Source organism: Modestobacter marinus (genome assembly GCF_019799945.1).
Classification (GTDB): domain Bacteria; phylum Actinomycetota; class Actinomycetes; order Mycobacteriales; family Geodermatophilaceae; genus Modestobacter; species Modestobacter marinus_B.
In genome coordinates this window covers 184,388-210,713 of the sequence record NZ_JABGCH010000001.1, presented here as the reverse complement: position 1 = coordinate 210,713, position 26,326 = coordinate 184,388, and the positions used below count along the sequence as shown (strand labels likewise).

General features: G+C 76.5%; 31 protein-coding genes and 1 riboswitch. Of the genes, 23 read left to right on the top strand and 8 right to left on the bottom strand.

Translation table 11 applies throughout. From position 1 onward, the window contains the following. Window positions 1–32: 32 nt before the first annotated feature. The 5 genes from HK417_RS01030 to HK417_RS01010 all read left to right on the top strand — a co-directional run bounded on the left by HK417_RS01030 (window position 33) and on the right by HK417_RS01010 (window position 5,960). Complete coding sequence (locus HK417_RS01030; RefSeq protein WP_222262419.1) at window positions 33–1,049, top strand: cobalamin biosynthesis protein; 1,017 nt, start codon at window positions 33–35, stop codon at window positions 1,047–1,049. A gap of 248 nt (window positions 1,050–1,297) precedes the next feature. Continuing rightward, the gene (gene yczR / locus HK417_RS01025; protein WP_222262417.1) at window positions 1,298–2,740 is read left to right on the top strand and encodes a MocR-like transcription factor YczR; all 1,443 of its coding nucleotides are present in this window, start codon (window positions 1,298–1,300) and stop codon (window positions 2,738–2,740) included. 209 nt (window positions 2,741–2,949) lie between these two features. Continuing rightward, a complete protein-coding gene (locus HK417_RS01020) occupies window positions 2,950–3,675 on the top strand; it encodes a PAS and ANTAR domain-containing protein (protein WP_222262414.1) in 726 nt (241 codons plus the stop codon). Window positions 3,676–3,771: 96 nt separating this feature from the next. Then, a complete protein-coding gene (locus HK417_RS01015) occupies window positions 3,772–4,437 on the top strand; it encodes a lysophospholipid acyltransferase family protein (RefSeq protein ID WP_222262412.1) in 666 nt (221 codons plus the stop codon). Continuing rightward, on the top strand, window positions 4,410–5,960 hold the full coding sequence (locus HK417_RS01010; protein WP_261325567.1) for a cobyric acid synthase: 1,551 nt from the start codon (window positions 4,410–4,412) through the stop codon (window positions 5,958–5,960). Before HK417_RS01015 ends, HK417_RS01010 begins: the two co-directional genes overlap by 28 nt. Here HK417_RS01010 and HK417_RS01005 read toward each other — a convergent pair. Then, a complete protein-coding gene (locus tag HK417_RS01005; protein WP_222262410.1) occupies window positions 5,947–6,336 on the bottom strand; it encodes an acyl-CoA thioesterase in 390 nt (129 codons plus the stop codon). The genes HK417_RS01010 and HK417_RS01005 overlap by 14 nt on opposite strands. Before the next feature lie 50 nt (window positions 6,337–6,386). Between HK417_RS01005 and HK417_RS01000 the strand changes: the two genes are divergently transcribed. Together HK417_RS01000 and HK417_RS00995 are read left to right on the top strand one after the other, a co-directional pair. Then, window positions 6,387–7,013 carry an MSMEG_1061 family FMN-dependent PPOX-type flavoprotein gene (locus tag HK417_RS01000; protein ID WP_222262408.1) on the top strand — a complete coding sequence of 209 codons (627 nt, stop codon included), beginning with the start codon at window positions 6,387–6,389 and terminating at the stop codon, window positions 7,011–7,013. A gap of 90 nt (window positions 7,014–7,103) precedes the next feature. Beyond that, the gene (locus tag HK417_RS00995) at window positions 7,104–7,529 is read left to right on the top strand and encodes a VOC family protein (protein ID WP_222262406.1); all 426 of its coding nucleotides are present in this window, start codon (window positions 7,104–7,106) and stop codon (window positions 7,527–7,529) included. Between the two features lie 11 nt (window positions 7,530–7,540). On the opposite strand, the gene HK417_RS00990 is transcribed toward HK417_RS00995, so the two are convergent. Next, a complete protein-coding gene (locus HK417_RS00990; protein ID WP_222262404.1) occupies window positions 7,541–7,741 on the bottom strand; it encodes a hypothetical protein in 201 nt (66 codons plus the stop codon). A gap of 226 nt (window positions 7,742–7,967) precedes the next feature. On the opposite strand from HK417_RS00990, the gene HK417_RS00985 reads away from it, so the two are divergent. After that, complete coding sequence (locus HK417_RS00985; protein ID WP_222262402.1) at window positions 7,968–8,504, top strand: type II toxin-antitoxin system PemK/MazF family toxin; 537 nt, start codon at window positions 7,968–7,970, stop codon at window positions 8,502–8,504. A gap of 10 nt (window positions 8,505–8,514) precedes the next feature. Here the strand turns inward: HK417_RS00985 and HK417_RS00980 are convergent, their stop codons facing one another. From HK417_RS00980 to HK417_RS00965, 5 genes are all read right to left on the bottom strand, one after another. Next, entirely contained in the window at window positions 8,515–8,799 is a 285-nt protein-coding gene (locus tag HK417_RS00980; RefSeq protein WP_308123288.1) for a hypothetical protein, read from the bottom strand. A 31-nt stretch (window positions 8,800–8,830) separates the two neighbouring features. Next, a complete protein-coding gene (locus HK417_RS24805; RefSeq protein WP_261325566.1) occupies window positions 8,831–8,962 on the bottom strand; it encodes a hypothetical protein in 132 nt (43 codons plus the stop codon). A gap of 258 nt (window positions 8,963–9,220) precedes the next feature. After that, the gene (locus HK417_RS00975) at window positions 9,221–10,276 is read right to left on the bottom strand and encodes an AbrB family transcriptional regulator (protein WP_222262400.1); all 1,056 of its coding nucleotides are present in this window, start codon (window positions 10,274–10,276) and stop codon (window positions 9,221–9,223) included. Between the two features lie 39 nt (window positions 10,277–10,315). Further along, entirely contained in the window at window positions 10,316–10,609 is a 294-nt protein-coding gene (locus HK417_RS00970; RefSeq protein WP_222262398.1) for a transcriptional regulator, read from the bottom strand. Then, a complete protein-coding gene (locus tag HK417_RS00965; protein ID WP_222262396.1) occupies window positions 10,606–11,055 on the bottom strand; it encodes a hypothetical protein in 450 nt (149 codons plus the stop codon). The genes HK417_RS00970 and HK417_RS00965 overlap by 4 nt, the downstream gene beginning before the upstream one ends. 53 nt (window positions 11,056–11,108) lie before the next feature. After that, window positions 11,109–11,251, top strand: a riboswitch (cobalamin riboswitch). Between the two features lie 37 nt (window positions 11,252–11,288). On the opposite strand from HK417_RS00965, the gene HK417_RS00960 reads away from it, so the two are divergent. The 13 genes from HK417_RS00960 (at window position 11,289) to hflX (ending at window position 24,068) form a co-directional block, all read left to right on the top strand. Beyond that, window positions 11,289–13,322: a putative cobaltochelatase gene (locus HK417_RS00960; protein WP_222262394.1), complete on the top strand. Its 2,034-nt coding sequence runs from the start codon at window positions 11,289–11,291 to the stop codon at window positions 13,320–13,322. A gap of 74 nt (window positions 13,323–13,396) precedes the next feature. Then, window positions 13,397–14,011 (top strand): cob(I)yrinic acid a,c-diamide adenosyltransferase, encoded by a 615-nt coding sequence (cobO, locus tag HK417_RS00955; RefSeq protein ID WP_222262392.1) that lies wholly within the window; start codon window positions 13,397–13,399, stop codon window positions 14,009–14,011. Next, window positions 14,008–15,408 (top strand): cobyrinate a,c-diamide synthase, encoded by a 1,401-nt coding sequence (locus HK417_RS00950; protein WP_308123287.1) that lies wholly within the window; start codon window positions 14,008–14,010, stop codon window positions 15,406–15,408. Before cobO ends, HK417_RS00950 begins: the two co-directional genes overlap by 4 nt. After that, window positions 15,395–16,090, top strand: coding sequence for an energy-coupling factor ABC transporter permease (locus tag HK417_RS00945; RefSeq protein WP_222262390.1), 696 nt, complete (start codon window positions 15,395–15,397; stop codon window positions 16,088–16,090). The genes HK417_RS00950 and HK417_RS00945 overlap by 14 nt, the downstream gene beginning before the upstream one ends. Next, window positions 16,087–16,398 carry an energy-coupling factor ABC transporter substrate-binding protein gene (locus tag HK417_RS00940; protein ID WP_222262388.1) on the top strand — a complete coding sequence of 104 codons (312 nt, stop codon included), beginning with the start codon at window positions 16,087–16,089 and terminating at the stop codon, window positions 16,396–16,398. The genes HK417_RS00945 and HK417_RS00940 overlap by 4 nt, the downstream gene beginning before the upstream one ends. Next, window positions 16,395–17,129 carry a cobalt ECF transporter T component CbiQ gene (gene cbiQ, locus HK417_RS00935; RefSeq protein ID WP_222262386.1) on the top strand — a complete coding sequence of 245 codons (735 nt, stop codon included), beginning with the start codon at window positions 16,395–16,397 and terminating at the stop codon, window positions 17,127–17,129. Before HK417_RS00940 ends, cbiQ begins: the two co-directional genes overlap by 4 nt. Continuing rightward, on the top strand, window positions 17,126–17,971 hold the full coding sequence (locus tag HK417_RS00930) for an energy-coupling factor ABC transporter ATP-binding protein (RefSeq protein WP_222262384.1): 846 nt from the start codon (window positions 17,126–17,128) through the stop codon (window positions 17,969–17,971). Before cbiQ ends, HK417_RS00930 begins: the two co-directional genes overlap by 4 nt. Before the next feature lie 73 nt (window positions 17,972–18,044). Further along, window positions 18,045–19,433 (top strand): Rv2231c family pyridoxal phosphate-dependent protein CobC, encoded by a 1,389-nt coding sequence (gene cobC, locus HK417_RS00920; protein WP_308123286.1) that lies wholly within the window; start codon window positions 18,045–18,047, stop codon window positions 19,431–19,433. Continuing rightward, window positions 19,433–20,671: a uroporphyrinogen-III C-methyltransferase gene (gene cobA / locus HK417_RS00915; protein WP_222262382.1), complete on the top strand. Its 1,239-nt coding sequence runs from the start codon at window positions 19,433–19,435 to the stop codon at window positions 20,669–20,671. Before cobC ends, cobA begins: the two co-directional genes overlap by 1 nt. Window positions 20,672–20,798: 127 nt before the next feature. Beyond that, complete coding sequence (locus HK417_RS00910) at window positions 20,799–21,728, top strand: ABC transporter ATP-binding protein (RefSeq protein WP_261325565.1); 930 nt, start codon at window positions 20,799–20,801, stop codon at window positions 21,726–21,728. Beyond that, the gene (locus HK417_RS00905; protein WP_222262380.1) at window positions 21,725–22,579 is read left to right on the top strand and encodes an ABC transporter permease; all 855 of its coding nucleotides are present in this window, start codon (window positions 21,725–21,727) and stop codon (window positions 22,577–22,579) included. The genes HK417_RS00910 and HK417_RS00905 overlap by 4 nt, the downstream gene beginning before the upstream one ends. Then, window positions 22,576–22,833, top strand: coding sequence for a helix-turn-helix transcriptional regulator (locus HK417_RS00900; RefSeq protein ID WP_222262378.1), 258 nt, complete (start codon window positions 22,576–22,578; stop codon window positions 22,831–22,833). Before HK417_RS00905 ends, HK417_RS00900 begins: the two co-directional genes overlap by 4 nt. A 113-nt stretch (window positions 22,834–22,946) precedes the next feature. Further along, entirely contained in the window at window positions 22,947–24,068 is a 1,122-nt protein-coding gene (hflX, locus tag HK417_RS00895) for a GTPase HflX (RefSeq protein ID WP_222262376.1), read from the top strand. Between the two features lie 6 nt (window positions 24,069–24,074). Here hflX and soxR read toward each other — a convergent pair whose 3' ends face one another. Beyond that, a complete protein-coding gene (gene soxR / locus HK417_RS00890) occupies window positions 24,075–24,542 on the bottom strand; it encodes a redox-sensitive transcriptional activator SoxR (protein ID WP_222262374.1) in 468 nt (155 codons plus the stop codon). A 48-nt stretch (window positions 24,543–24,590) separates the two neighbouring features. On the opposite strand from soxR, the gene HK417_RS00885 reads away from it, so the two are divergent. Both HK417_RS00885 and HK417_RS00880 read left to right on the top strand, forming a co-directional pair. Further along, on the top strand, window positions 24,591–25,292 hold the full coding sequence (locus HK417_RS00885; protein WP_222262372.1) for an SDR family NAD(P)-dependent oxidoreductase: 702 nt from the start codon (window positions 24,591–24,593) through the stop codon (window positions 25,290–25,292). Next, window positions 25,289–26,317 carry an S-adenosylmethionine:tRNA ribosyltransferase-isomerase gene (locus HK417_RS00880; protein WP_222262370.1) on the top strand — a complete coding sequence of 343 codons (1,029 nt, stop codon included), beginning with the start codon at window positions 25,289–25,291 and terminating at the stop codon, window positions 26,315–26,317. The genes HK417_RS00885 and HK417_RS00880 overlap by 4 nt, the downstream gene beginning before the upstream one ends. Window positions 26,318–26,326 lie beyond the last annotated feature (9 nt).

The following is a 26,326-nucleotide window of genomic DNA, read 5'->3' as shown; positions in this document are numbered from 1 at the left end:
TAGGGACGGCGCTCCTCCCTACAGTGACCGAGATGTCCCTCCCGCGTTCCTGTGCTCTGCATGCGCTGCGCACGCAGAGCACAGGAACGCGGGGAGACAGGTGTGCGACCGCCGCCGGGCTCGCGCTCGGCGCCGCCGCCGACCTGCTGTTCGCCGACCCCCGCCACCGGCACCCGGTCGCCGGCTTCGGCCAGGCGGCCGCCGCGCTGGAGCGGTGGACGTGGCGCGACTCCCGCGCGGCCGGCGCCGGCTACGTGGCGGTGTGCGTCGGGACGGCGACCGCCCTGGGGACGGCGGCGCACCGGCTGACCACCGGCTCCCCCGTCGCCCGCACGGCGGTGACCGCGCTGGCCACCTGGGCCGTGCTCGGCGGCACCTCGCTGGCCCGGGCGGCGACGACGATGGCCGACCACCTGGCGGCCGGCGACCTCCCCGCGGCGAGGACGCACCTCTCCTCCCTGGCCGGCCGGGACCCCCGCGACCTCGGCGAGCCGGAGCTCGTGCGGGCCACGGTCGAGTCCGTCGCCGAGAACACCTCCGACGCCGTGGTCGCCCCCTTGTTCTGGGGCGCGGTCGCCGGGCTGCCCGGGCTGCTGTCCTACCGGGCGGCCAACACCCTGGACGCGATGGTCGGGTACCGGTCGGCGCGGTACGAGCGGTTCGGCTGGGCGGCCGCGCGGCTGGACGACGTCCTCAACTGGGCGCCGGCCCGGCTGACCGCGCTGCTCACCGTGGCCACCGCCCCGCTGGCCGGCGGCTCACCCGCCGGGGCGTGGCGGGCGTGGCGGCGGGACGGCGCCGCCCATCCCAGCCCGAACGCCGGCCGGTGCGAGGCGGCCCTGGCCGGCGCCCTGGGTCTGCGGCTGGGCGGCCGCAACGTGTACGGCACCCGGGTCGAAGAGCGGCCGCACCTGGGTGACGGTCAGCCGCCGGTGCGCGGCGACATCGGCCGCGCGACGCGGCTGTCCCGCGCCGTGTGGACGACCGCGGCGGCCGCGGCGGTGCTCCACCGGCTGGGCCGGCGCGGTCCAGCCGCCCGCCGGGGCTGAGCCAGGTGCCGGGGCAGCGCGGCCCGCGGCTCGGGCAGCACCGGGAACCCGCCGGGGTCGATCCGGAGGTGGCTGGCCGGCGGGTCGGCGGGGCCGAGCCCGCCGCGGACGGCGACGACGAGGGTGGTGACGGCCAAGGCAGCGAGGCCGGCGAGGAACAGCAGGGCGAGGAGTCCACCAGGAGTCATGGGACGACGGTGGCACGATCGCCACTGGTGCGGAGCAGGCCAATCCGGCATGGTGGACCGGTGCCATCGCCCTCAGAGCAGTCCACTCCGGCGCGTGAGCTGGCCACCCTCGTCGGTCCGCTCGACGCGCACCCCGGCCCGCGGTACGCCGGGCTGGCCCGGCGGGTGAAGGAGCTGATCGAGACCGGGCAGCTGCCATCCGGGACCCGGCTACCCCCCGAGCGCGACCTGGCGGCCGAGCTGGCCACCAGCCGGGTGACGATCGCCTCGGCCTACCGGGTGCTGCGGGAGCAGGGCTGGGCCCGGACCAGGCACGGGTCGGGGACCGTCACCGAGCTGCCCGGCGACCGGGTCGACTTCGTCTGGCCACCCCGGACCCCGCCCGGCGTCATCGACCTGGCCCACGCCGCTCCGGCCGCCACCTCCCAGCTGGAGCCGGCCTACCGCGCCGCCCTCGAGCAGCTCCCGGCGCACACCGGTGGCCACGGCTACGCACCGTCCGGGCTGCCCGAGTTGCGCGCGGCGGTCGCCGACCGCTTCACCGCCCGCGGCCTGCCCACCGATCCCGACCAGGTGGTGGTGACCGTCGGGGTGGGCGACGGCTCCGCCGTCGTCGTCGAGGCGCTGCTGGACCCCGGCGACCGGGTGCTGGTCGAGCACCCGAGCTATCCGGGGGCGCTCCGGGTCGCGGAGGCCCGCGGCGCCCGGCTCGTCCCGGTGGCCGTCGACGCGACCGACCCGGACGCCCTCGTGCAGGCCGCCCACCTGGCGGCCCGGCAGAGCAGCCCGCGGATGGCGTACCTGATGCCGGACTTCTCCAACCCCACGGGCGCGCGCCTGACCGCCGCCGGCCGGCGCCGGCTGGCCGCCACCCTGTGGCAGCAGGGGGTGGTCACGGTCGTCGACGAGGTGTGCGCAGAGCTCCACCTGGACGACGGCCCGCTGCCGCCCTTCGCGGCCGGGCTGCCCGACGCGGCCACCGTGACCGTCGGGGGGCTGGCCAAGGCGGTGTGGGGTGGGCTGCGGATCGGCTGGCTCCGGACCGACGCCGCCCTGGCCGACCGCCTCGGCGCGGTGCTCGGCCACCGTCAGCTGTCGGTCGGCATGCTCGACCAGCTGGCCGCGACGCTGCTGGTCCGCGACCTGGACGCGGTGCTGGCCGAGCGGCGGGAGCAGCTGCACCGGCAGCGGGACGCCCTCCTCGACGCCCTGGCGACGCACCTGCCCGAGTGGCGGGTGCACCCACCCTCGGGCGGGCTGTCGCTCTGGTGCGCCCTCCCGCCGGGGCTGAGCTCGGCCGCGCTCAGCGCGGCGGCGGCCCAGCACGGTCTGCTGCTCGCCGAGGGGCGGGTGTTCGGCACCGGCCACGCGTTCGACGACCACCTCCGGCTGCCGTTCACCCGCCCGGTGGAGGAGCTGCGGGCAGCGGTGGACGTCCTGGCGCAGGTGGCCGGGCAGCAACGGGGTGGGGGGCCGTCCGCGGCGCCCCGCACCGTGGTCTGAGAAAGAGTGCGCCCAACCGACCGCGTTCCGTCACGACGCGTAGGCCGGGCTTAGGCAGCCCTTCGTCAGCCCATGCACGCCTCGGAGCCGCGCGGTAACTTCCCCCGCACTGGAGCGGTCGGCTCAGGCCGACGAGTCGGTCCGCGTCGAGAGCACGGCGGGACCGGCGCCACCGGCGTACCGGTGCGCCAGCACAGAACGGCCTGGACATGACCGTCACCGTCACCACCCCCACGTCGGCTGGCAGCTCCCGCCCGACCAGCCGGTCCCGCCCTCCGCGCACCGCGCCGCAGGCCACCCCGCCCCGACCCGGCCACTGGCGCGGGGACCTGCTGACCGGCGAGTGGTGGTGGTCCCCCGAGGTGGTCGACCTGCTGGGGCTGCACTCCCGCACCTCCACCCCGTCGGTCCAGCTGCTGCTGTCCCACGTCCACCCCGAGGACCGCCCGGCGCTGCGGAACGACCTCGGCCTCGCCTGCGCCACCGGCACGCCGTTCACCCGCGAGTTCCGGCTGCTGCGCGCCGACGGCCGGCAGCGCGGCGTGATCCTGGTCTGCGAACCCGCCGTCGAGGGGAACGGCACCGTCGTCGCGCTCTCCGGGCTGGCGATCGACGTCACCGACCAAGTGCGGCCGGGCGCGGCGCGCGGCCGGGACGAGCAGGTGCGCCACCTGGAGACCGAGATCGAGCAGCTGCGCACGGCGATGGCCAGCCGCGCCGCCATCGAGCAGGCCAAGGGCATCCTGATGCTGCTGATGTCGTGCGGCGACCAGGTGGCCTTCGAGCTGCTGGCGCACATCTCCAGCCACACCCACCGCAAGGTGCGTGAGGTCGCGGTCTCGATCATCGACTCGGCCACCGGCCGGGGCGCGCTGCCCGCCGACGTGCGGGCGATCCTGCACGACGCCTGCCCGCCGCGCAGCGCGATCGGGTAGTCCCTGCCGACCCGCCCGCCCCGGTACCGCTCCCGTCCGGGAGGATGCCGGGGCCGCTCCGGCATCGGGGCCGGGACGAGCGAGGGAGGTCGGCGCATGTTCTACCTGTTCGCCCGGTTCGTGCTGCGCCCACTGTTCTGGCTGGCCTTCCGCCCCACGGTCGTCGGCCGGGAGAACGTGCCGCCGTCCGGGCCGGTGATCCTGGCCAGCAACCACCTGTCCTTCATCGACAGCATCGCCATCCCGCTGATGGCCCCCCGCCGGGTGTCCTACCTCGCGAAGGCCGAGTACTGGCAGGGCGCGGGGCTGAAGGGCTGGTTCACCCGTACGCTGTTCACCGCGCTGCAGGCCCAGCCGGTCGAGCGCCAGGCCCAGCGCGCGGCCACCGCGGCGCTGGACACCGCACTCGCCGTGCTGCAGGCCGGCGGGGCCTTCGGCATCTACCCCGAGGGCACCCGCTCGCGCGACGGCCGGCTGGCCCGCGGCAAGACCGGGGTGGCCTGGCTCGCGCTGACCGCTGACTGCCCCGTCGTCCCGGTGGCCGTGCACGGCACCGATCAGGTGCAGCCGGTGGGCGCCCGCTGGCCCCGGCCGGCCCGGATCCGGGTGACCTTCGGCGAGCCGCTGACCTTCCCCGAGTACCGCGGCATGGCCGGCAAGGGCCGGGCCCGCCGCGAGGTCACCGACCGGGTCATGGAGGCGATCGCCGCGCTGTCCGGCCAGGAGCGGGCCGGTTGGGGCACGCCGTCGGCCGCCGGCTGAGGATGAGCGGCGCGCTGCTGGTCGCGGGCACCACCTCCGACGCCGGCAAGTCCGTGGTCACCGCCGGCATCTGTCGCTGGCTGGTGCGGGAGGGGGTGTCGGTGGCCCCGTTCAAGGCACAGAACATGAGCAACAACTCGATGGTCACCACCGACGGCGCGGAGATCGGCCGGGCGCAGGTCATGCAGGCCGCCGCGGCGCGGGTCGGGCCCGAGGCGGCGATGAACCCGGTCCTGCTCAAGCCGGGCGGGGAGAACGCCAGCCAGGTCGTCGTCCTCGGCCGGCCGGTCGCCGACGTGACGGCGCTGTCGTACCGGCCGATGAAGGCGGCGCTGCTGGAGCAGGCGCTGGCCTGCCTGGCCGACCTGCGGTCCCGCTTCGACGTCGTCGTCTGCGAGGGCGCGGGCTCCCCCACGGAGATCAACCTGCGCGCCGACGACATCGCCAACATGGGGCTGGCCACCGCGGCGGACCTCCCCGTGGTGGTGGTCGGCGACATCGACCGCGGCGGGGTGTTCGCCGCGCTGTACGGCACCGTCGCGCTCATGCCGCCGGCCGACCAGCGCCTGGTCGCGGGCTTCCTGGTCAACAAGTTCCGCGGCGACGCCCGGCTGCTGGCCCCCGGCCTGGCGCAGCTGCACGACCTCACCGGCCGGCCCACGCTCGGGGTGCTGCCGTGGCGGCCGGGCCTGCACCTGGACGTCGAGGACTCCCTCGGCATCGACGCCGTCCGCGGGCCCGCGCTGCCCTCGTACGGCGAGGACGTGCTTCGGGTGTCGGTCGCCCGGCTGCCCCGGCTGTCGAACGTCACCGACCTCGACGCGCTGGCGGCCGAGCCGGGCGTGCTGGTCCGCTACGCCACCCGGCCCGAGGAGCTCGCCGACGCCGATCTGGTCGTGCTGCCCGGCACCCGGTCCACGGTGGCCGACCTGGGCTGGCTGCGGGAGACCGGCCTGGCCGACGCGGTGTCCCGCCGGGCCGCCGAGGGGCGGCCGGTGCTCGGCATCTGCGGCGGCCACCAGATGCTCGCCCGCACGATCACCGACGAGGTGGAGTCCGGGGTCGGCGTCGTCCCCGGGCTCGGGTTGCTGCCGACCGACGTCCGCTTCGCCGCCGAGAAGACCCTCGGCCGACCGTCGGGCTCGGCCTTCGGCGAGCCGGTGCGCGGCTACGAGATCCACCACGGGGTGGTGACCGTCGACGGCTCCGCCACCCACCCGCACGCCGAGCCGTTCCTCGACGGCGTGCGCGCCGGGTCGGTGTGGGGGACGACGTGGCACGGGGCGCTGGAGAACGACGGGTTCCGCCGGGCCTTCCTGACCGAGGTCGCCCGGGTCAGCGGACGGCGGTTCACCGTCGCGCCGGACACCGACTTCGCCGCCGTCCGGGAGGCCCGGCTGGACGCCCTGGGCGACCTGGTCGCCGAGCACGCCGACACCGCGGCGCTGTGGCGGCTGATCGAGTCCGGTGCGCCCGGCGGGCTGCCGCTGCTCTCGCCCGGCTCCCGGTTCAGTCCGCGGTGATCCGGGCGCGGACGTCGTCCGGCCAGGGCGTCGACCGCCCGTCTGCGACGCAGACGTAGGTGTTGCGGACGACGCAGCAGGTCCGCTCCCCCACGCGCACCGTGTAGCGGACCGTGGCGCTGGTGCGGCCGACCGCGTTGATCTCAGCGTCGACGGTGACGGTGTCACCGAACCGGGCCGAGGAGCTCCACTCCAGCGTGCTCGCCTTGACCACCGGGTCGATCCCCCGGTCCACCAGCTCGTCCCACGGCAGGCCCACCGACGCCCACCAGACGTTCGACGTCTCGTCGGCCCAGACCAGGTAGTGGGCGTTGAAGACCACGCCCTGCTGGTCGCACTCCACGTAGCGGACGGGGGCGCTCCACTGTGCCGGCACGAGATCGCACGCTACCGAGGCCGCGTCCGGCGGCCGGTTACGGTTCCCCCGTGGACACCGCTGCCCGCCTCGCCCCCTCCGTCGCCGACCTGGAGGTCCTCGACGGGTACCGCGACCCGCACAAGCTGGTGCTGGACAAGGTGATCCACCGGCTGGACGCGCACTGCCGGGAGTTCATCGCGCTGTCCCCCTTCGCGACGCTGGCGACCGCGGACGCCGAGGGCTGGCCCGACGTCTCGCCGCGCGGCGGGGACCCGGGGTTCGTGCACGTCCTCGACGAGCACCGCCTCGTCCTGCCCGACCGGCCGGGCAACAACCGGGCCGACAGCCTGCGCAACCTCGCGGTGAACCCGCGGGCCGCGCTGATGTTCCTCGTGCCCGGCGTCGAGCAGACGCTCCGGGTGTTCGGGACGACGTCCCTCGTCCGGCCCCAGGACCTCGACGTCGACCTCACCGAGTTCGGCCGCGCACCGCTGTCGGTCCTGGTGCTGCAGGTGACCCGGGCCTACTTCCAGTGCCCGAAGTCGGTGATCCGCTCAGGGCTCTGGGACCCGGCCAAGCGGGTCGACGGCTCGGCGCTGACCCCGTTCGGGCGGGTGCTCAAGGACCACTGCGCGCTGGAGGACGACCTCCCCGACGACGCGACGATCCGGGCCGAGCTGGCGCAGGAGCTGTAGCAGAAGGGCCCCGTCCCCCTCAGCGCTCGCGAGCTCGCGGCGAGCCTCTGGACGGGGCCGGATGTCGGTGCCCGGGATTAGCGTCCGGGCATGGCCTACGACTTCCAGGTGACGTTCGACTCCGCAGCGCCGCACCCGCTCGCCGACTGGTGGGCCGAGGCGCTGGGCTGGGAGCGGGAGCCGACCGACGAGGCCTTCATCCGCCGGATGGTCGAGGAGGGCCAGGCGTCGGAGGAGGACACGATGCGGCACAACGGCGAGCTGGTGTGGGTGGCGGGCGCCGCCATCCGGCACCCGGCCGGCACCGCGCCCCGGGTGCTGTTCCAGCTCGTCCCGGAGCCCAAGACGGTCAAGAACCGGGTGCACCTCGACGTGCGGGTGGGCGCGGACAGCATCCAGGCCGAGGTCGAGCGGCTCACCGCGCGGGGCGCGACCGTGCTGCACACCGGCCGGCAGGGCCCCTACTCGTGGGTGACGATCGCCGACCCGGAGGGCAACGAGCTCTGCCTGACCTGACCGCGGCCGGGTCAGGCGTCGGGTAGTTCCCGCTCGGCCCGGCGGTCCGCGACCGCACGCTGGGCCAGCAGCCGCCGGCGGGCGAGGTGCGGCGGTCGCCCGGCCACCCGGTAGCGGGCGTCCTCGACCAGTTGCCAGGCGGCCAGGGTGCTGGCCCGGATACGGCCCGGCGCCGGGACATTGACGGGTTGCGCCGGTTCGCTGGTGGCCATGCCGACCCCTTCCCCCATGACGGCTGCGCTCAGCCGTTCCCCGAGTGTGTCTCGCCGTCACGCCTTCGACCTGCGGTTGTGACCAGTCAGTCCCTCGGAGGAGCGTCTTGTCGGCAGGATCACACGCCGGTGATCAGCACGCCTGGCGGACGCGCCGGTACCGGAACGTACTCGGCGTGTCGCCGGGCGGCGCGCCGCCGGACCGGGTGTCCCCTACCGTGGCGGGATGGCGCGCGGCAGCTGGCGGGAGTCCCTGGGCCGACTGGTCACCGCGGTGGTCCGAGAGGGCATCCGCCCGGCGCGCGGAGGGCGCCCGGCGGCGGTCCGCCGCCGGGGCCGGTCGGCCGCGCCCGGCAAGACCCCGGTCCCCCCGGCGGCCGGCGCGCTGGACCTCGACTACGCCCCCCGGGACGACGGCCACCCCGATCCCGGCGAGATCGTCTGGGCCTGGGTCCCGTTCGAGGAGGACGACGGCCGTGGCAAGGACCGCCCGGTCCTGGTCGTCGGCCGGGACGGGGACACACTGCTCGGGCTCATGCTGAGCAGCAAGGACCACGACCTGGACGCCGCCGACGAGGCCCGGCACGGCCGCCACTGGGTCGACGTGGGCACGGGCGCCTGGGACCGGCAGGGCCGTCCGAGCGAGGCGCGGGTGGACCGGCTGCTTCGGCTCGACCCGGCCGACGTCCGGCGCGAGGGTGCCGTGCTGGCCCGGGAGCGGTTCGACGACGTCGCCGCGGAGGTGCGGCGGCACCACGGCTGACCCGCGGCGGTCACTCCGCCGCGGTGCCGCTCTGCTGCGGGCTGTGCACCGTCGGGCGCAGGTGGTAGACGCCGGCCCGCCCCGCCAGCGACTGCAGGTCGTAGCGGTGCACCACCTTGGGCCCGCCGTGCAGGTGGACGTGCGTGATCGTCGGCAGCGGCTCCCCGTGCCGGGCCTCGCGGATCTGCACCCGGCCGTCGAGGGGCCCGCCGACGAAGAGCAGCACGGCGTCCTCGTCGCTCGTGCCAGCGGCGGTGTCCTCGGTCAGTGCTCCTCCTCGGCTCGACTGGCACACCCGTTCCAGGGTAGGCGCGACCGGCGCCGGGTCAGGCCGTCGCCGCCGTCCGCGTCGCGACCTCCGCCCGGACCACCGGCGCCACCTCGGTGGCGGCTCCGCCTCCGCGGGCCCCGGAGCCGGGCTCGGGCACCGTCGTCGTCACCGAGGACGGAGACGGCACCTGAGGCGCCTCCTGGCAGGCCGGTGACCGCATCGACGATCGTGAGTGTGTTTCGGAAGCCCAAGCGAAGGACTGGGCACGCTCTCGGCAGGCCGACGCCGTCCTGGTCCTCCACCCGGACGGCGATGAGTACCGGCCCCTCTGAGCCCCGGGTGGCGACGAGAGCACCGTGACCGCGCTGGTGAGCCGGGTCCGCCCGGTGGTGCTCACCGACGCCGAGGACGCCGAGTTCGGTGCAGGTGCCTCCGGGGGGCGTGGTCAGGTCCCGCGCGGCCGCAGGAGCCGGGCCAGCAGTGGTGCGGACAGGAGCATGACGAACAGCCGCAGCACCTGGACGGCGAGAACGAAGGTGGCGTCGGCCCCGCTGTCGGTCGCCGTGGCCAGCACCGCGTAGAGCCCGCCCGGGGTCGTGGCGAGGTACCCGTCGAGGAGGCTGACGCCGGCCGCGCGGGACAGCAGCACCCCGAGCCCGGCGCAGGCGGCCACCGCGCCGACGATGAGCAGCAGGGCCAGCGGCAGCGCCCGGCCGACCATCCGCAGGCCGGCCCGGGTGAATCCGAGGCCCACCTGCAGGCCGATCGCCAGGAAGCCGCCGTGCTCGACCAGCGCCGGCACGTCCGCGCCCCGGGACGCCCCGGTCAGGTCCAGGACGGCGGCGACGACCAGCGGGCCGAGCAGCGCGCCGACCGGGATCCGGGCGAGCCGCCCGGCCAGCATCCCCCCGGCGACGCAGACGACGGTGAACAGCAGCCCGGCCGGCCAGCCGGGGCCCGCCTCCACGGGAGCCGTCCCACCGCCGGCCGTGGCGCCGTAGACCGTCGTCGCCACGGCCGGCATGGCGACCACGATGAGCAGGACCCGGAGGTACTGGAGGACGGCGACCACCTGCTCGTCGGCCCCGAGGTCACGGGCCATCGCGGTGATCCCCGAGGCACCCCCGGCGATCATGGCGAACGCCCCGGTCACCGGGTCGATCCCCCGCTGCAGCCGCATCAGCTGCCCGGCCACCAGGCTGACCAGCAGGGTGGCCACGGTCGCCCCGAGGACCGGCGGCCAGTTCTCGGCGATCCGGCGCAGGGTGTCGGTCTGCACCAGGGCGCCGATGCTGACACCGACCACCGCCTGGGCGACCATCCCCGCCGGGCGGGGCAGGACGAGCGGGGAGCGGCCGAGCAGCGCCCGGCCGAGGCCGGCGACCAGTCCGCCGAAGAGCGCGGGCGACGGGATCTCCAGCAGGCCGAACCCGGTCGCCGCGGCGGTGCCGACGAGGAGGACGGCGGCCCAGTCGAGCACGGTGCGCCGACGTCCGTCCATCACAGAGGCCCCCTACCCGGAGAGGGAGGGGGCCTCCGCTCAGGCGCCGACGATCCGGCGGAGCTCGGCGACATGGGCCTCGAACGCCGTCCGCCCCGCCTTGGTGAGCGCCAGGCTGGTGCGCTGCCGGGAGGCGATGGTCGCCTTGCGCAGCTGCACGTAGCCGGCCTCCTCGAGCTGCTTGACGTGCTTGGAGAGCACCGAGTCGCTCACCTGCACCGCGTCCCGGACGGCGGCGAACTCCATCGTCTCGACCGCCGCGAGGAGCCCGCAGATCTGCAGCCGGGGCGGCGGGTGGATGACCGAGTCGAAGTGCGGCGCCACGGCGGTCACAGCGCGCCGCCGCGCAGGTGGTCGACGTAGGCACGACCCCACCGCCGGCCCATCACGGCGACGGCGATCCCGAGGACCGCCCCGGCGACCACCATCACCCAGCGGTGCCCGAAGCCCTCCGCGAGCACGAACGCCGGTACGAGGACGACCAGGACCATCACCACCCAGACCACCATGGTCCGGTTGTCGGTGCTCACCCAGACGCCGGTGATCCGCTTGTAGGCCGCCACCAGCGCGCCGAGCCCCGCGAAGAACACGACCAGCGCCGGGAAGGTCACCCAGAGCGAGTCGAAGGCGTAGGAGGCCAGGAAGCCGAAGAGCAGCAGCCCCAGCGTGACGTCGTACCACCACGGCTGCAGGACACGCTCGGCCAGCGCCGCCCGGTCGGCCTGCAGAGCGGCCAGCTGAGCGGCCGCGTCGTCCCGATCGGTCCCGTTGCTTTCCATGCCGGAAAGTGTGGCGCATGACTTTCCAATCCGTCAACAGACACCGCCCCTGTCCTCCTCCGGGGTGTCGTGGTCTGATGTGCGACGAACTGCGACGGCAGCGGAGGAAGCCCGGTGGAACTCCGGCGCGGTCCCGCCACTGTGAGCCGGTGGACCCCGGCGAGCCAGGAACTCCCGCCGTCGCTTCCTGCCACCTCCGGGCGTGGACACCCGGGGAGAGGACCTGTGGTCGCGTGACCTATCCCTTCGGCGCCGTCGTCGGCATGGACGACATGCGCCTCGCCCTGCTCCTGAACGCCGTCTCCCCCGCCGTCGGTGGGGTGCTCGTGCGCGGGGAGAAGGGCACGGCGAAGTCGACGGCGGTGCGCGCGCTGGCCGCCGTCCTCCCGTCCGTGGACGTCGTCGCCGGCTGCCGGTTCGCCTGCGACCCGGCCGCCCCCGATCCCGAGTGCCCGGACGGCCCGCACGACCCGGCGTCCCCGGCGACCACCCGCCCGGCCCGGCTGGTCGAGCTGCCGGTGGGCGCGTCCGAGGACCGGGTCGTCGGCGCGCTGGACCTAGAGCGCGCCCTCACCGAGGGCGTGAAGGCCTTCGAGCCGGGACTGCTGGCGGCCGCGCACCGCGGCGTGCTCTACGTCGACGAGGTCAACCTGCTGCACGACCACCTGGTGGACCTGCTGCTGGACGCCGCCGCGATGGGCCGCGCCTACGTCGAGCGCGAGGGCGTCTCGGTGCGGCACGCGGCCCGGTTCCTGCTGGTCGGCACGATGAACCCGGAGGAGGGCGAGCTCCGGCCGCAGCTGCTGGACCGGTTCGGGCTCACCGTCGAGGTCGCCGCGCCGCGGGAGGCCACCGAGCGCGCCGAGGTGGTCCGCCGCCGGTTCGCCCACGACGCCGACCCGGCCGGGTTCGCCGCCGCCTGGGCCGCGGAGGAGGCTGCGCTCGCCGGGCGGATCGCCGACGCGCGGGCCCGGCTGCCGCACGTCGTCCTGTCCGACGCCGCGCTGCGGCAGGTGACCACCGTCTGCGCCGCCTTCGACGTCGACGGCCTGCGCGCCGACCTGGTCACCGCCCGCGCCGCGATCGCGCACGCCGCGTGGTCCGGCCGCGAGGAGGTCACCGAGGACGACGTGCGGGTGGCCGCCCGGCTGGCTCTCCCCCACCGCCGCCGGCGCAACCCGTTCGACGCCCCCGGCCTGGACGAGGAGACGCTGGACCAGGCGCTGGCCGACTCCCGGCCCGACCCCCCCGACGACGAGCCCCCGCCCGACGGCGGCCCGGACGGCGGCGCTCCCCCACCGGGCGGCCCCTCCTGGAATCTTGATCCCGATCAAGTCCCCGGACTTGATCGGGATCAAGTCCAGGAACAGCCGCCGACGACGGCGCCGCGGGGCGAGGGCGGCGGGCACACCGACGCCGCCCCCGCCCCGGAGAAGGCGGCCGTCGCGCCGACCGACCCCTTCCGCACCCGCCGGCTGGAGGTGCCCGGCATCGGCGCCGGCGCGGCCGGGCGGCGCTCCCGGGCGCGCAGCGACCGGGGCCGGGTGGTCGGCTCCCGCCGTCCCGCGGGGCCGGTGACCAGGCTGCACCTGGTCGACACGGTGGTCGCCGCGGCGCCGCACCAGCGGGCCCGCGGCCGCACCGGCCCCGGCCTGCACATCGACCGGGCGGACCTGCGGCAGGCCACGCTCGAGGGCCGCGAGGGCAACCTCGTGCTGTTCGTGGTCGACGCCAGCGGGTCGATGGGCACCCGCTCGCGGATGGCCGCGGTGAAGGGCGCCGTCCTCTCCCTGCTGCTGGACGCCTACCAGCGCCGGGACAAGGTCGGCCTGGTCACCTTCCGCGGCGACGAAGCCGCGCTCGCCCTGCCGCCGACCTGGTCGGTCGAGGCGGCCGCGGCCCGGCTCACCGGCCTGCCCACCGGCGGGCGCACCCCGCTCGCGGCCGGGCTGCTCAAGGCGCACGAGACGCTGACGCTGGAGCGGGTCCGCGATCCGCAGCGCCGTCCGCTGCTCGTCGTCGTCACCGACGGCCGGGCCACCGGCGCCCGCGGCGGCGACCACCTCGGCAACGCCCGCCGGGCGGCCGGACTGCTGGCCGCCGCGGACGTGGCGAGCGTGGTGGTCGACTGCGAGTCCGGCCCGGTGCGACTGGGCCTGGCCGCCACCCTCGGGACGGCGCTGGGCGGGCAGACCCTGCGCCTGGCGGAGCTCGGCGCCGAGTCGCTGGCCGGGACCGTGCGCAGCATGCGAGAGGCGGCCGCATAGATGAACCAGCTCGCGAGCTCATCCACCAGCAGAGCGCCAGGCAGTTGGCCGACGAGCGCCGGCGAGGAGGACTAGTGCCCCGGGGACAGGTCGCGGTCACCCCCGACGACGGGCTGACCACGCGGCAGCGCCGCAACCGTCCGCTGCTCGTCGTGCACACCGGCGAGATGAAGGGCAAGTCCACCGCCGCGTTCGGCATGGCGATGCGGGCGTGGAACCAGGGCTGGTCGATCGCGGTCTACCAGTTCGTCAAGAGCGCCAGGTGGAAGGTCGGGGAGGAGAACGCGCTGACCGCGCTGGGCCGGCTGCACGCCGAGACCGGCGAGGGCGGCCCGGTGGTCTGGCACAAGATGGGCTCCGGCTGGAGCTGGTCGCGCCGGCAGGGCACCGAGATCGACCACGCCGCCGACGCCGCCGAGGGCTGGGCGCAGATCAAGCGCGACCTCGCCGCCGAGGCGCACCGGTTCTACGTGCTCGACGAGTTCACCTACCCGCTGACGTGGGGCTGGGTGGACGTGGACGACGTGGTGCGGACGCTGGTGCACCGGCCGGGCAGCCAGCACGTGGTCGTCACCGGGCGCGACGCCCACCCCGCGCTCGTCGAGGCCGCGGACCTGGTCGTGGAGATGACCAAGGTCAAGCACCCGATGGACGCCGGGCAGAAGGGCCAGCGGGGGATCGAGTGGTGACCACCCCCGGGGGCCGGGCGGTGAGGATCCCGCGGATCGTGCTGGCCGCGCCGTCCTCCGGCGCCGGCAAGACCTCGATCGCGACCGGCCTGATCGCCGCCCTCACCGCCCGCGGACTGCGGGTGAGCCCGCACAAGGTCGGCCCCGACTACATCGACCCCGGCTACCACGCGCTCGCCGCCGGCCGGCCCGGGCGCAACCTCGACCCCTGGCTGGTCGGCGACGAGCGGATCACGCCGCTGTTCCTGCACGGGGCCCGCGGCGCCGACGTCGCGGTCGTCGAGGGCGTGATGGGCCTGTTCGACGGGGCCGCGCACCCCAGCGTCGAGCCCGGCTACGGCTCCACCGCCCAGCTCGCCGCGCACCTGCGGGCCCCGGTCGTGCTCGTGGTCGACGCGGCCGCGCAGGCCCGCAGCGTGGCCGCGCTGGTGCACGGCTTCGCCACCTTCGACCCGTCGGTGCGGATCGGCGGGGTGGTGCTCAACCGGGTCGGCACCGACCGGCACGAGACGATCCTGCGTGAGGCGCTGGGTGCGGCCGGCGTCCCGGTGCTCGGCGCGGTGCGGCGGATCGAGGAGCTGCACACGCCGTCCCGGCACCTGGGTCTCGTGCCCGCCGCGGAACGCTCCGCCGAGGCGGTGCGGACGGTGCGTGCGCTGGGCGCGGTGGTCGAGTCCTCGGTCGACCTGGACGCCGTCCTCCGGCTGGCCCGCACGGCGCCCGACCTCGGCGGGGAGCCCTGGGACCCGGCGGCCGAGGTGGCTCCGGTCGAGGGCAGGCCGGTGGTCGCCGTCGCCGGTGGTCCCGCGTTCACCTTCGGCTACCCGGAGACCACCGAGCTGCTTGCCGCGGCGGGCGCCGACGTCCGCACCGTCGACCCGCTGCGCGACGACGCGCTGCCCGCCGGCACCGCCGCCCTCGTGGTCGGCGGCGGCTTCCCCGAGGTGCACGTCAGCGCGCTGGTCGCCAACGTCGGGCTGCGGTCGGCGATCGCCCGGCTGGCCGACGCCGGCGGCCCGGTCGCCGCCGAGTGCGCCGGCCTGCTGTACCTGTCCCGGGAGCTGGACGGCGAGCCGATGTGCGGCGTCCTGCCCACGACGACGGCGATGCACCCGCGGCTGACCCTGGGCTACCGGGCCGCCGTCGCGTTGTCGGACAGCGTGCTCGCCGCGGCCGGCACCCGGGTCCGCGGGCACGAGTTCCACCGCACCACCGCCTCCCCCGCCGCCGGGGCCACCCCGGCCTGGCAGTGGAGCGCCGAGGGACCGGAGGGGTTCGTGACACCGAACGTCCACGCGTCGTACCTGCACCTGCACTGGGCCGGGTCGCCGGCGATGGCGTCCCGCTTCGTGGCCGCCGCGGTCCGGGCGGAGGTGGCCGCCGGTGCACATCGCTGAGGGGTTCCTGCCCCCTGCGCACGCGATCGGCTGGACCGTCGCCGCCGCCCCGTTCGTGGTGCACGGCGCCCGCGCGGTCGTGCGGGAGGTCCGCGAGCACCCGGAGTCGACCCTCCTGCTCGGCGCGGCCGGGGCGTTCACCTTCGTGCTCAGCGCGATCAAGCTGCCCTCGGTCACCGGCAGCTCGAGCCACCCCACGGGCACCGGGGTCGGCGCAATCCTGTTCCGGCCGCCGGTGATGGCGCTGCTGGGCACGGTCGTGCTGCTGTTCCAGGCGATGCTGCTGGCTCATGGCGGGCTGACCACCCTGGGCGCGAACGCCTTCTCCATGGCGGTGGTCGGCCCGTGGGCCGGCTACGGCGCGTACCGGCTCACCCGCCGGCTCGGCGGCGGGCTGCTGGGCGGGGTGTTCGCCGGCATGGCGCTGGCCGACCTGGCCACCTACGTCACCACGGCGCTGCAGCTGGCGCTGGCCTTCCCCGACGCGGAGAGCGGGTTCGCCGGGGCGGCGGGGAAGTTCCTCGGCGTCTTCGCGGTCACCCAGGTGCCGCTGGCGATCGGCGAGGGGCTGCTCGGCGTGCTGCTGTTCCGGGTGCTCACCACCAGCGCCCGCCCCGAGCTGGAGCGGCTCGGCGTCCTGGCCCGGAACCCCCGGGACACCCCGACGGAGGAGCGGCGATGAGGCGGCACCTGGTCACCGCACTGCTGGTCCTCGGCGTGGTCGCGCTGTTCGCCGTCCCCCTGCTGCTCGGCGGCGAGAGCGACTACGCGGGCAGCGACAGCCAGGCGACCGAGCTGATCGAGGACTCCGGGTACCAGCCGTGGTTCGAGTCGGTGTTCTCCCCGGGCTCCAGCGAGATCGAGTCGGGCCTGTTCGCGCTGCAGGCGGCCGTCGGCGGGGGCGTGCTCGGCTACGTGCTCGGTCGCCTCCGCGGCCGCCGCACGGCCGAGCAGGCGGCGGGACGACGGTCCCCGACGGACCAGCCGTGACCGGCCTGGCGATCGACGACGCCGCGTGGGCCAGCGCGTGGCGGGTCCGGTCGCCGGCCGACAAGCTGCTGCTCAGCCTCGGGCTGGTGGTCTGCGCGCTGGTGCTGCCGGCCTGGCCGGGCAGCGTGCTGGTGGGGCTGACCGCGGTGGTGCTGGCCCTGGGCCCGGCCCGGGTCCCCGCCCGTACGTTCGGCCGGGCCGTCCGGCTGCCGCTGGCGTTCATCCTGGTCAGCGCGGTCACCGCGGTGGTCGAGGTGGGCGGGGACGGGATCGGCTGGGCCCCGGACGCCGCCGCGCGCGCCGGCAGCCTGATCGGCCACGCGCTGGCCGGCAGCGCGGCGGTGCTGCTGCTGGCCACCACCACCCCGATGTCCGACCTGCTCCCGGCCCTGCAGCGGCTGCGGGTGCCGGCGGCCGTGGTGGAGGTCGCCTCGGTGACCTACCGGCTGCTGTTCGTGCTGCTCACCAGCCTGACCACCATCCGCGAGGCGCAGGCCGCCCGGATGGGCTACGCCTCCGTCCGCGGCTCCTACCGGTCGGCCGGGGCGCTGACCGCCGCCGTGCTCACCCGCTCCTGGGACCGCGCCCGGCGGCTGCAGGACGGGCTGGCCGGCCGCGGCATGGACGTCGGGCTGCAGGTGCTGCCGGAGGCGCGGCCGTCGTCCCGCCGGTTCGTCGCCGCGACCGTCGCGGGCCTGGCCGTCCTCCTCGCCGTCGGGGTGGCGGCATGAGCCACCTGACGCTCGCCGCCGAGGGCCTGGTCGTCGGCTACGACCGCGGCGCGCCCGTCCTGGACGGTGCGTCCCTCACCGTCCCGGCCGGACGGCGGCTGGCGGTGCTGGGCGCGAACGGCTCGGGCAAGACCACGCTGCTGCGCTGCCTGTCCGGGGCGCTGCGGCCCGCGCGCGGGCGGGTGACCCTGGACGGCGCGGAGCTGCGGCACACCCGGGCCGGCCTGCGGGCGCACCGGCAGGAGGTGCAACTGGTCCTGCAGGACCCCGACGACCAGCTGTTCAGCGCCTCGGTGGCCCAGGACGTCTCGTTCGGCCCGGTGAACCTCGGCCTGCCCGAGGCGGAGGTCCGGGCCCGCGTCGCCGAGGCCCTCGACCTGCTCGGCGTCGCGCCGCTGGCCGGCCGCCCCACCCACCAGCTGTCCTACGGCGAGCGCAAGCGGGTGGCGATCGCCGGCGCGGTCGCCATGCGCCCGTGCGTGCTGCTGCTCGACGAGCCCACCGCCGGCCTCGACCCGACCGCGGTCGGCGAGGCGCTGGCCGCGCTCGCCCGGCTGCAGGAGGCCGACTCCACCGTGGTGATGAGCACCCACGACGTCGACCTGGCCCTGCGCTGGGCCGACGAGGTGGCCGTCGTCGTCGGCGGGCGGGTGGTGCAGGGCGCGCCGGACGTCGTCCTCGGGGACGACGCGCTCCTCGCCGGCGCCCGGCTGGACCGGCCGTGGGCGCTGACGGTCGGCGCGCGGCTGCGCGAGCTGGGCCTGCTGCCCGACGGCGCCCTCCCCCGCGACGCCGACGCCCTGCTGGCCGCGCTGCCCGACACCCCCGGGGTCCGGGCGTGACCGAGCTCGCGAGGTCGCGCAGGAGCAGGGCATCACTGAGCACCGGCTGGCCGAGCGCCAGCGAGGCGGGCTCGTGATCACCGTGGGCGTCGGGGCCTGCCACGAGGTGGCCGCCGACGAGGTGCTGGCCGCGGTCGACGCCGTCCTGCCGGACGGGGCGGACGGCGTCACCCTGGCCACCCTCGACGCCCGGGCCGCCGAGCCGGGACTGCGGGCGGCCGCCCGTCAGCGCGGCTGGGAGCTGACCGGGCACCCCGCGGCGGCGCTGGCCGCGGTCCCGGTCCCCGCGCCCTCGAGCCGGGTCGCCGCCGCGGTCGGCACCCCCTCGGTGGCCGAGGCGGCGGCGCTGCTCGGCGGCGGGGAGCTCGTCGTCGGCAAGACGGCGCACGGCCGGGTCACCGTCGCGGTGGCCCGGCACGTCGACCTGGGGCACCACGGGGACGCGGAGGTCGCGCCGGGGCTCACCGACCTCGCGGTCAACGTCCGCGCCGGCGCACCTCCGGGCTGGCTCCGCGCGGTGCTGCACGAGGCGCTGGACGACAGCGCCGCCTATCCCGACGACCGCTCCGCGCGGGCCGCGGTCGCCGCGGCGCACGGGCGCCAGCCGGACGAGGTGCTGCTCACCGCCGGTGCCGCGGAGGCGTTCACCCTCGTCGCCCGGGCGCTCACCCCGCGCCGCGCGGTCGTCGTCCACCCGTCGTTCACCGAGCCGGAGGCCGCGCTGCGCGCCGCCGGCCACCCGGTCGAGCGGCTGCTGCTGGCGCCGCCCGGGTACCGGCTGCGCAGCGTGCCGGACGACGCCGACCTGGTGGTGCTCGGCAACCCGACCAACCCCACCTCGGTGCTGCACCCCGCGCCGGACGTCGCCGCCCTCGCCCGCCCGGGCCGGGTGCTGCTGGTCGACGAGGCGTTCGCCGACACCGTCCCGGGCGAGCCGGAGTCGCTGGCCGGACGGCGGGACCTCCCGGGCCTGCTCGTGGTGCGCAGCCTGACCAAGACCTGGGGGCTCGCCGGGCTGCGGGTCGGCTACGCCCTCGGTCCGGCCGACCTGGTCGCCCGGCTCGCCGCCCGGCAGCCGCACTGGCCGGTGTCGACCCCCGCGCTGGCCGCGCTGACCGCCTGCACCTCCCCCGCCGCGCGGGCCGAGGCCGAGGCGGTCGCGCACCAGCTGGCCGCGCACCGGGCCGCGCTGCTCGACGCCCTGCCGGCCCGGGCGGCGGTGGTCGGCGAGCCCCGGTCGTCGTTCGTCCTGCTCCGGGTCCCCGGCGGAGCGCAGGTCCGCGAGCGGCTGCGGGCCGCGGGCTGGGCGGTGCGCCGCGGCGACACGTTCCCCGGCCTGACGGCGGACCACCTGCGCGTCGCCGTCCGGGACCCGGCGACCTCGCGTGCGTTCGCCGCGGACCTGGCTGCGATCCTTGACCGGTCCGGCACCCCGTCGGCCGGCGGCCCAGGAAAGAGCTGATGACCACGCCCGACCCCCGCTCGGCAGCCGTCTACCCGGTCGGCCTGCGGCTCTCCGGGCGCCGGGTCGTCGTCGTGGGCGGCGGCCAGGTCGCCCACCGACGGGTCGCCGGCCTGCTCGAGGCCGGCGCCGACATCACCGTGGTCAGCCCCGAGGTGACCCCGGCCCTGGAGGCGCTGGTCGGCCCTGGCGCGGTCACCTGGCACGCCCGCCGCTACGCCGACGGCGACCTGGCCGGCACCTGGTACGCCGTCGCCGCCACCGACGACCCGGCGGTCAACGCGGCGGTCGCCGCCGAGGCCGAGCGCGCCCGGGTCTTCTGCGCGCGCGCCGACGACCGCGCCGCCTCCAGCGTGTGGACCCCCGCCGTCGGCCGGCAGGGCGACCTCGTGGTGGGTGTGCACGGCGGCGGGGACCCGCAGCGGGCGGTCAGCGTGCGGGACGCGGTGCTCGCCGGGCTGACCGACGGCTCGATCGCCGACCGGACCTCCCGCGCGCCGGCCGATGCGCCCGGCAGCGTCGTGCTCGTCGGCGGTGGCCCGGGCGACCCGGGGCTGGTCACCGTGCGCGGCCGGCAGGCGGTCGCCACCGCCGACGTCGTCGTCGCCGACCACCTCGCCCCGCAGGCGCTGCTGGCCTCGCTGCCCGCCGGGGTCGAGGTCATCGACGCCTCCAAGCTGCCGCGCGGCCGGTCGATGGCGCAGGAGCAGATCAACGAGCTGCTGGTCGCGCACGCGCAGGCCGGTCGCCGGGTCGTGCGGCTCAAGGGCGGCGACCCGTTCGTCTTCGGCCGCGGCTGGGAGGAGGTCGAGGCCTGCGCGGCCGCCGGCGTCCCGGTGGAGGTGGTGCCCGGCGTGACCAGTGCGATCGCCGTCCCCGGGCTGGCCGGCATCCCGGTCACCCACCGCGGGATGACCCACGAGTTCGTCGTCGTCTCCGGGCACGTGCCGCCGGGGCACCCGCAGTCGCTGGTCGACTGGGCCGCGCTCGGCCGGCTGCGCGGGACCGTCGTGGTGCTCATGGGCGTCGACACCGCCGCCGCGATCGCCGCGTCGCTGGTCGAGCACGGCCGGGACCCGCGGACGCCGGTCGCCGTCGTCACCGACGGGGCGACCCCCACCCAGCGCACGCTGCGCACCACGCTCGCCGGGCTGCCCCGGACGATCGCCGACGAGGGCGTCCGCCCGCCGGCGGTCTGGGTCGTCGGGGACGTCGTCTCCCTCGGCGCTGCGCGCTGAGCCACCGATGACCCCGGCCGCGCCGGCCGGGTTCCTCCACGACACCGTCCCGCGCTGACAGCACTGGTGCTACGGGATGTAGCACTCCTACTATCTCGGGCACCCGCCGCGGCGACAGGAGTGCCCGATGCCGACGATCCCCCCGTCCGCCGAGCCGGTCGTCGCCGTCCGCGACCTGCAGATGAGCTACGGGACGCACGAGGTCCTCACCGGGGTCCACTTCGACGTCCACCCCGGTGAGGTCGTCTGCCTGCTCGGGCCGAACGGCGCCGGCAAGACGACGACGATCGAGGTGCTGGAGGGCTTCCGGCTGCCCTCCGCCGGCACCGTCCGGGTGCTCGGCGCCGACCCGGCCACCGCCGACGACGCCTGGCGGGCCCGGGTCGGCGTGGTGCTCCAGTCCTGGCGGGACCACCCGCGGTGGACACCGCGCCGCCTGCTCGGCTACCTGGGCGGCTACTACGCGCCGTACGCGACCGCCGAGCACCCGCGCCCCTACGACGTGGAGTGGCTGCTGGACACCGTCGGCCTGACCGACGGCGCCGACCGCAAGATCGCGACCCTCTCCGGGGGGCAGCGGCGGCGCCTCGACGTCGCCGTCGGCATCATCGGCCGCCCCGAGCTGCTGTTCCTCGACGAGCCCACCGCCGGCTTCGACCCGCAGGCCCGCCGGGACTTCCACGACCTGGTGCACCGGCTCTCGGACCTGGAGGGCACGACCATCCTGCTCACCACGCATGACCTGGCCGAGGCCGAGCGGTTGGCCGACCGCATCCTGATCCTGACCGACGGGCGGATCGTCGCCGACGGCAGCCCCGACGCGCTGGCCCGCGAGGTCGCCGGGCGCAGCGAGGTGCGCTGGACCTGCGACGGCGAGGTGTTCGTGCACCCCACCGCCGCGCCGGTGCCCTTCGTCCGGCAACTGCTGGCCCAGCACGGCGACGAGCTCACCGACCTGGAGGTGCGGCGGGCCGGCCTGGAGGACACCTACCTGGCGATGGTGCAGCGGTTCGAGTCCGCCACCCGCCCGGGCGAGCTCGCGGAGGTGACCCGGTGAACCCCACCCGGAACGCGGTCCGGCAGGGCCTGCGGCGCGGCTGGACGGAGTTCCTGCAGAGCCTGCGCAGCCCGCAGGACCAGGGCTTCTACCTGTTCACCGGGCTGGTCACGCTGGCCTGGCTGTGGTTCAACCGGAACGACGAGGTCGGCGACAGCGGCCTGCTGTACCCCAGCTTCGCGCTGCCCAGCATCCTCGGCGGCTTCCTCACCTTCGGCGTGGTCATCGGGCCCGCGTACTCGCTCGCCATGGAGCGGGAGGACGGCACGCTGCTCCGCCACAAGGCGCTCCCGCACGGGATGCCCGGCTACGTCACCGGCCAGCTGACCATGCAGTCGCTGTCCCTGGCCCCCAGCCTGCTGGTGGTGCTCCTGCCCGCGCTGCTGCTCTTCGACGACCTGATGCACCGCGGGGCGGCCGGCTGGGCGACCGTGCTGGGGCTGGTCGTGCTCGGTCTGCTGGCCACGCTGCCCTGGGGGATGGTCCTCGGCGCGGCCGTCCCCAGCGTCCAGAAGATGGGCACCTGGGGGATGCTCCCGATCCTGGTCCTGGTCGGCATCTCCGGGATCCTCGCGCCGGTGCAGGCCCTGTGGGGCTGGGTGCAGGCGGTGGCGCAGCTGTTCCCGGTCTACTGGCTGGGCCACGGGCTGCGCTGGGCGTTCCTGCCCGACGCGGCGGCCGCGGGCGAGCTCGGCGAGGTGTGGCGCCCGGGGCTCGCCGTGCTGGTGCTGGCCACGTGGGCCGTGGCGGGCTGCCTCGTCGCACCGCGGGTGCTGCGCCGGATGGCCCGGCGGCAGTCGGGCTCCCAGGTGCAGGCCGCACGGGAGGCTGCGCTGCAGTGGGTGAGGTGACCGACGGCGTCCACAACCGGATCGCGGTGCTCCGCGCCGAGCAGGGCGTGAGCCGGCGGGAGCTGGCCGACGCCCTCGGCGTCCACTACCAGACGGTCGGCTACCTGGAGCGCGGCGAGTACAACCCGAGCCTGCACCTCGCGCTGCGGATCGCGACCTTCTTCGGCGTCCCGGTGGAGGCGGTCTTCTCCACCTCCCCCTTCCCCCGGGTCGCCGACCAGCACCGCCGGCCACCGGGCTCCGCCTCGGCCTGAGCCCTCGGGTGGCAGCCGACGCCCTGCGCGGCGACCCTGGTGCCACCGGGCGCCCGCGGGCGTCGGCGGCGAGCACAGCCGCCCTCCCGGTCACTGGCGCAGAGGGGGCAGCGGTGCCCGGATCCTGGCTCGTCCGCTCGAGCGGCACCGGCCTGCCGGACACCGGCGCCCCGGCGACGCGGCAGGACGGCGAGGACCCGGCGCGTGCCGTCCTGCTCGGCCTGGACGCCGACGAGAGCGGGTCCGGCGGCCTGGACGAGCTGGAGCGGCTGGCCGAGACCGACGGGGTGGCCGTCGTCGGCCGGATCACCCAGCCCCGGGACGAGCCCGACCCGGCGACGTACCTCGGCGCGGGCGAGGTGGACCGGCTGGCCGACCTGGTGCGCGACCGGGACGCCGGGATGGTCATCGCCGACGGCGAGCTCAGCCCCGCGCAGACGCGCAACCTCGAGGAGCGGGTCGGCGCCCGGGTGGTGGACCGGGTGGCGCTGATCCTGGACATCTTCGCCCAGCACGCCCGCAGCAGTGAGGGCAAGGCGCAGGTGGAGCTCGCCCAGCTCGCCTACCAACTGCCCCGGCTGCGCGGGCAGGGCACCGGTGCCCGAGCCTCCGGGGAGCAGCGCCTGGAGAGCCAGCTCCGGCACCTGCGCCGCCGCATGGCCCTGCTGCGCCGGCAGGTCGCCGACATCGGCCGGCGCCGGCAGCGGACCCGCTTCGGCCGCCGCCGCTCGCGGGTGCCCTCGGTCGCGCTGACCGGGTACACGAACGCCGGCAAGTCCGCGCTGCTCAACCGGCTGACCGGTGCGGACGTCCCGGTCGGGGACGCGCTGTTCGCGACCGTCGATCCGACCCTGCGGCGCACCCGGCTCCCCGACGACCGGACGGTGACGGTCACCGACACCGTGGGCCTGGTCCGGCACCTGCCGCACGAGCTCGTCGACGCGTTCCGGCCCACGCTGGAGGAGGTCGTCGACGCCGGCCTGGTGGTGCACGTCGTCGACGCCTCCGCGCCGGACGCCGCGGCCCAGGTGGAGACGGTGCGCGGGGTGCTCACCGAGATCGGCGCGCGGGACCATCCCGAGCTGCTGGCGCTCAACAAGGTCGACGTGGCGCCGCCGGAGTGCGTGGCGGCGCTGCGCCGCGCCCACCCCGGCGCCGTGCCGGTCTCGGCCCGGACCGGCGAGGGCCTCGACGAGCTGCGCGCGGCGATGGCCGCGCGGCTGCCGCGCGGCTGAGGCCGCTCAGCCCGCGTTCGACGTGGGCGGGACCCGGCGCAGCAGCGGCGACAGCCACCGGGCGCCGGCGCCCTCCCGGCTCGCCACGTCCCCCGGGTTGGACAGCGCGCACCGGTCCAGCGACAGGCACCCGCAGCCGATGCAGGAGTCCAGCCCGTCGCGCAGCTGGGTGAGTGCGGCGATCTGTGCGTCGAGCCGGTCGCGCCAGCCGCGGGACAGCCGGGCCCAGTCCGCCGCCGTGGGAGGTCGCTCGCCGGGCAGCGTGTTTAGTGCGGCGCGGATCTCGGTGAGCGAGAGCCCGACGTTCTGCGCGGCGCGCACGAACGCCAGCCGGCGGAGCACGCTCCGGGGGAACCTCCGCGCCCCGCCGCCGGTGCGCGTGGCCGTGACCAGCCCCTGCTGCTCGTAGTAGCGCAGCGCCGAGGGCGCCACCCCCGAGCGCGCGGACACCTGACCGATCGTCAGCAGTTGCACGGTCGACCCCCTTGACCTCAAGTCGACTTTATGTCCGAGCGTAGCCCCATGCACACCTCCACCGCACTCGTCACCGGCGCCTCCCGCGGCCTCGGCCGGGCTCTCGCCACCGAGCTCGCCGCCCGCGGGTGGCGCCTCGTCCTCGACGCCCGGGACGGCGACCGGCTGGCCGCCGCCGTCACCGGCCTCCCCTCCCGCGGCCTGGTCACCGCGCTGGCCGGCGACGTCGCCGACCCCGCCCACCGGGCCGCGCTCGCCGACGCCGTGGGCGACCGGCTGGACCTGCTGGTGCACAACGCCAGCGACCTCGGGCCCAGCCCGCTCCCACCGCTGGCCGACCTGCCCCTGAACGCGTTCACCCAGGTGCTGCACGTCAACGTGGTCGCCCCGCTCGGGCTCACCCAGCTGCTCCTCCCGGCGCTCACCCGGGCCGGCGGCCGCGTCCTGGCGATCAGCTCCGACGCCGCCGTCGAGGCCTATCCGGGCTGGGGCGGCTACGGCACGAGCAAGGCCGCCCTCGACCAGCTGACCGCCGTCCTCGCCGCCGAGCACCCGGACCTGCGGGTGTGGGCGGTCGACCCCGGAGACATGGCCACCGACATGCAGCAGGCCGCGTTCCCCGGCGAGGACGTCAGCGACCGGCCGGCTCCGGAGACCGTCGTTCCGGCCCTGCTCCGGCTCGTGGCGGAGCGGCTGCCCAGCGGCCGCCACCGCGCCGCCGACCTGCTCCCCGCGGGGGCCGGCCGGTGACCCCGCGGTTCACCCTCCCCCCGGACCGGGAGGCGACCGCGCCGGCGGAGTGGTCCGGCCGGAGCCGCGACGAGGTCCGCCTCATGGCGGTCGGCCCCGGCGAGGTCCGGCACACGCTGTTCCGCGACCTCCCGCTGCTGCTGCGGCCCGGCGACCTCGTGGTCGTCAACACCTCCGGCACGCTGCCCGCGCGGCTGGACGCCCGGCGGGCCGACGGCGTCGTGGTGCCGCTGCACGTCTCGACCGAGCTGGACGACGGCAGCTGGGTCGTCGAGGTGCGCCGGCCGGACAACTCCGGGCCCGACCTCGGCGGCGAGCCCGGAGCCGAGCTGAGCCTGCCCGGCGGGCACCGGCTGGTGCTGCGCGCCGGGTTCCCGGACCCGGTCCGCCCCGGGCGCCTGTGGCGGGCGGAGGTCACCCCCCGGGCCCCGGCCGCGGCGTTCCTCGCCCGGCACGGCCGGCCCGTCCGGTACGGGTACGTGACCGGCGACTTCCCGCTGGATGCCTACCAGAACGTCTACGCCACCGAGTTCGGCAGCGCCGAGATGGCCAGCGCCGGCCGTCCCTTCAGCGAGCGGCTGCTGGTCCGGCTGATGGCCCGCGGCGTCGTCGTCGCACCGCTGACCCTGCACACCGGGGTCAGCAGCCCGGAGGCGCACGAGCCGCCGGCCCCGGAGCGCTTTGCCGTGCCCGAGGTCACCGCCCGGCTGGTGGGCACGACCCGGCGCGCGGGCGGCCGGGTGGTCGCGGTGGGCACCACGGTCACCCGCGCGCTGGAGAGCGCCACCGGCGAGAACGGCGAGACCCGCCCGGCCGCCGGCTGGACCGACCTGGTGCTCGGCGCCGAGCGCCCGGCCCGGGTGGTCACCGGCCTGGTCACCGGGCTGCACGCCCCCGCGGCGAGCCACCTGGAGCTGCTCGAGGCGGTGGCGGGCGCCGACCTGGTCGAGCGCGCCTACGCGGAGGCGGTGCGCGGCGGCTACCTGTGGCACGAGTTCGGCGACGCGATGCTCTTCCTGCCCTGACCACGCGTC